Raw genomic sequence first — 3,578 nt, 5'->3', positions numbered from 1 at the left:
CTCATCGGCGCGTTCAACCTCACCCAGGGCGTGCTCGCCAACGAAGCCTTCGCCCTCGTCATCATCGCCAACGGCCTACGCCTCCTGCGCGGCGGAAAGAACACCAACCACACCACCACCGTCACCCCGCCCCGAAAGGCCACCGTGACCCACCCCGCCACCCTCCCCCGACCCGCCTTCGAACTCCCCATGGCCCAAGCCCTCACCCCCAACGACGGTGGCGGATGCGGCGACAACTGCGGCTGCGGCACCAAAGCCCAAACCCCCGCCACACCGAAGATCATCCCCCTCACCCCACCCCAAGCCACCACCGGCGGCTGCGGCGACAACTGCGGCTGCGGCACCTCCGACAAGGCGGTCGACCAGGTGGACCTCGGTCGGAACTCCCAGCGCTGATCTCCGCCGGGACCGACCGCGCGGCGGCGGTGTCAGCAGACCCCCAGCTGCTGACACCGCCGCCTTTCCCGCGTGCCCGCGACACGGCGCGTCACTTGCGGGTGAGGGATTCCCGGTAGAGGTCCGCGTAGGTGCGCGAGTCCTTGATCAGGTCGTCGCAGAAGGCGGCGACGTCGTCGCCGACGAGTTCCAGGACCCCCTTGCCGGCCGCGACGCCCTCCTCGAAGAAGTCCACGAGCCCCGAGAGCAGGGTGCCGTCGGCCAGGTCGACCGGTCCGACCTTGAACAGGTACCGCTGCAACTCGTGGCAGACGACCCGGTAGTCCGGCGGGAGCGCCTTGACCCGCGCCACGTGCGCCCGCCAGTGCCTCTTGCCCTCGATGATGTCCCGGATTCCCACGTCAGCCTCCCAACCGCGCCAGTTTGCGGGCGACGTTCCGGTTCAGCTGCTCGCGCCACCGGTCGCGGTACGTACGGGCACCCTCCCCACCGGCCAGCGCCGCGCAGAAGCCCTTGATGTCGTCGCCCAGCACCTCGCGCACGGGCTGCCCGTCGGCCGCCGTCTCCTCGAGCAGCGCCAGCGCGCTGTCGAGGATCGGCAGCAGGTTCCGGCCGGTGAAGTCCCCGTACGGGAACAGGTGGCCCTTGACCTGCTCCCAGGCCGCCCGGTAGTCGGCCGGCAACGCGGCGGCCCGCGCCTCGAACGCCTTCCACTCCCGGGTGAGGTCGCTGCCCGTGATGGTCTGCCAGATGTTCATCCCCCGCCCTCCCTGAGCTTCTCGATCCGCGATGTGACGTACTCCCACTTCGCCCAGAACCTCGCCAGCTCGGCCCGCCCCGCGTCGTTGAGCGCGTAGAACTTCCGCGGCGGGCCGACCCCGGACGGCCGTTTCGCCACCCGCACGAGCCCGTTCTTCTCCAGGCGCAGCAGGATCGCGTACACGGTCCCCTCGACCACGTCGGTGAAGCCGAGTTCGTTCAGCCGACGCGTGATGGCGTACCCGTAGGTCTCCTCGGTGCCGATGATCTCCAGCACGCAGCCTTCGAGCGTGCCCTTCAGCATCTCCGTCAGGTCGTCCACCGTGCGCCCTCTTCGCTCCCGGTACTCAGTGGCGTTGAGTACCACTACACAGTATCACTGAGTAGTGGTACCGCCCAGCCCGGGCAGGCGAACGCCCGCCCCGCGGAGTGGTCTCCGCGGGGCGGGCGTGGTCGCCGCGTCTCGTCAGCGCGCCGTGGTGGCAGCGCCCTTCGAGGTGGTGGAGCGGCGTTCGCGCAGCAGCAGGCCGATCACGACGAACACGACCGCGCAGAGGGCGGCCATCACCCACAGCAGGCCGTGCAGGCCCGAGGCGAACGCCTCGCCCGCCGCCCTGGTGAACGCCTCCCGCTGGTCGTCGGGCACCGCCTCGACGGCGCGGGCGAGGTCGCCCTGGTTGAGGGCGTTGGCCAGGCCGTCGGGGTCGTCGGCGTAGGGGCCGAACTCGGCCGCCCGGTCGCCGACCGCGTTCTGGGTGAAGCTGACCAGCAGCGCGCCGGCCACCGCGATGGAGATCGTCTCGCCGGTCAGGCGCACGGTGTTGAACATGCCCGCCGCCATGCCCGCCCGGCCCGCGTCCACGCTGCTGACCGCGGCCCCGTCCAGCAGGCCGAACGAGATGCCCACCGCGACGCCGATCAACGCCAGCGGCCCGAGCAGGCCCAGGTAGCCGATGCCCGGCTCGACCACGGTCAGCCACGCCAGGCCGATCGCCGCGAGCGCCGCCGTGAGGGTGATCTGCACCCACGCCGGGACGACCTTGACCGCCATGCCGGCGATGCCGGGGAACACCAGCGCCGGCACGGTCAGCATCAGCATCACCGCGCCGATCTGCGCCGCCGCCAGGCCGTCCACCGAGGCGAGGTAGGACGGCAGGTAGATCACCAGCGGCGCGAACCCGAACACGACCGGGATCGTGGCCAGCGACACGCCCAGGAACCTCGGCTGCCGCAGCAGGCCGAGGTCGAACATGGGCTGCTCCTGACGGCGTTCCACGACCACGAACGCGACCAGCGCCACCACCGTGCCCACCAGGCTCGCGATCACCACCGGGTCGCCCCAACCCCACTGCGGCCCCTCGATCAGGCTGAAGATCAGCAGCAGCAGGGCGAGCGTGAACGTGGTGGTGCCCGCCCAGTCGACGCGGTTGGCCTGCGGGTTGCGGGACTCGCGCAGCACGCGGGTCAGCAGCAGCACCACGATCCCGACGACCGTGGGCAGGGCGAACACGGCGCGCCAGCCGAACGCGCTGATCAGCAGCCCCGAGACGCTGGGGCCGAACACCAGCCCCAGGCCGACGGCGGTGCCGAACATGCTGAACGCCTTGGCCCGTCCGGGGCCTTCCTCGAACGTGTCGGCCAGGATGGCGCTGCCGCTGGTCGTGGCCGCGGCCGCGCCGATGCCGGCCACCACCCGCGCCAGGTCCAGCAGCAGGATGCCCGGCGCGATCGCGGAGACCAGCGAGCCGAGCACGAACAGCGCCACGCCGACGCGGAACACCTTGCGCCGGCCGAGCAGGTCGGCCAGCGAGCCGGTCGCGAGCATGAACGCGGCGTAGGTCAGGTTGTAGCCGTTGACCACCCACTGCCCGGCCGCCAGCGAGTTGTGGAACTCGCCGTTGATCGCGGGCAGCGCGACCGACGACCCGGTGATGGCCAACGGGAACAGCACCACCGTCAGGCACACCGTCAGCAGGGACAACCCGGGCTTGCCACCGGCTCGCGGCCGGGCACTCTTCGCCTTGTTGGACATCCGTTCCCCTCTGTGTCTCGACCCGCGGCCGTCCTCGACGCGACCCCGACGGTCCGACAGCAGGGGCGAAGGTTAAGGGTTGGAGCGCACACCAACGTCAACCCGGAATCGCGGTGGCCTGCGTCACACCGAGGCGAGGCCCGCGCCCGCGGAACCCGCCGACGTGACAAGTCCTGCCCGCAGTTCGTGCGCTTCGGGCCGTCCTTTGCGACCTTGACTTCAACCCGGCTTCAACGCCGAGACTGGCCGGCGTCCGAAGGCGGTGCACGGCGTCGATCGCGAGGAGAGGCATGCTTCAGCACAGCAGCAGGCTGTTCACCAGTGAGTCGGTGACCGAGGGGCACCCGGACAAGATCTGCGACGCGATCAGCGATTCGATCCTGGATGCGTT

Annotated in this window: 6 protein-coding genes; 2 read left to right on the top strand and 4 right to left on the bottom strand. The window is 70.7% G+C overall.

Annotated features, from left to right (window positions below; genetic code table 11):
* Window positions 1-396: hypothetical protein (locus ACWEFJ_RS39130; RefSeq protein WP_449716903.1), on the top strand; the 396-nt coding region annotated here is incomplete at its 5' end.
* Window positions 397-487: 91 nt separating this feature from the next.
* Here the strand turns inward: ACWEFJ_RS39130 and ACWEFJ_RS39125 are convergent.
* The 4 genes from ACWEFJ_RS39125 to ACWEFJ_RS39110 form a co-directional block, all read right to left on the bottom strand.
* A complete protein-coding gene (locus ACWEFJ_RS39125; RefSeq protein ID WP_449716902.1) occupies window positions 488-796 on the bottom strand; it encodes a DUF1048 domain-containing protein in 309 nt (102 codons plus the stop codon).
* A gap of 1 nt (window position 797) precedes the next feature.
* Window positions 798-1,154, bottom strand: coding sequence for a DUF1048 domain-containing protein (locus ACWEFJ_RS39120; protein WP_449716901.1), 357 nt, complete (start codon window positions 1,152-1,154; stop codon window positions 798-800).
* Window positions 1,151-1,477: a PadR family transcriptional regulator gene (locus ACWEFJ_RS39115; RefSeq protein ID WP_378098290.1), complete on the bottom strand. Its 327-nt coding sequence runs from the start codon at window positions 1,475-1,477 to the stop codon at window positions 1,151-1,153. Before ACWEFJ_RS39115 ends, ACWEFJ_RS39120 begins: the two co-directional genes overlap by 4 nt.
* Before the next feature lie 144 nt (window positions 1,478-1,621).
* Window positions 1,622-3,187: an MFS transporter gene (locus ACWEFJ_RS39110; protein ID WP_378098292.1), complete on the bottom strand. Its 1,566-nt coding sequence runs from the start codon at window positions 3,185-3,187 to the stop codon at window positions 1,622-1,624.
* 290 nt (window positions 3,188-3,477) lie between these two features.
* Between ACWEFJ_RS39110 and ACWEFJ_RS39105 the strand changes: the two genes are divergently transcribed.
* Window positions 3,478-3,578 (top strand): S-adenosylmethionine synthetase N-terminal domain-containing protein (locus ACWEFJ_RS39105; protein WP_449716904.1); only part of this gene is annotated, 101 nt, incomplete at its 3' end.

The organism is Actinosynnema sp. NPDC004786, assembly GCF_053601135.1.
Note: the sequence above shows the minus strand (reverse complement) of the source record. Positions and strands in the feature narration are given on the sequence as shown.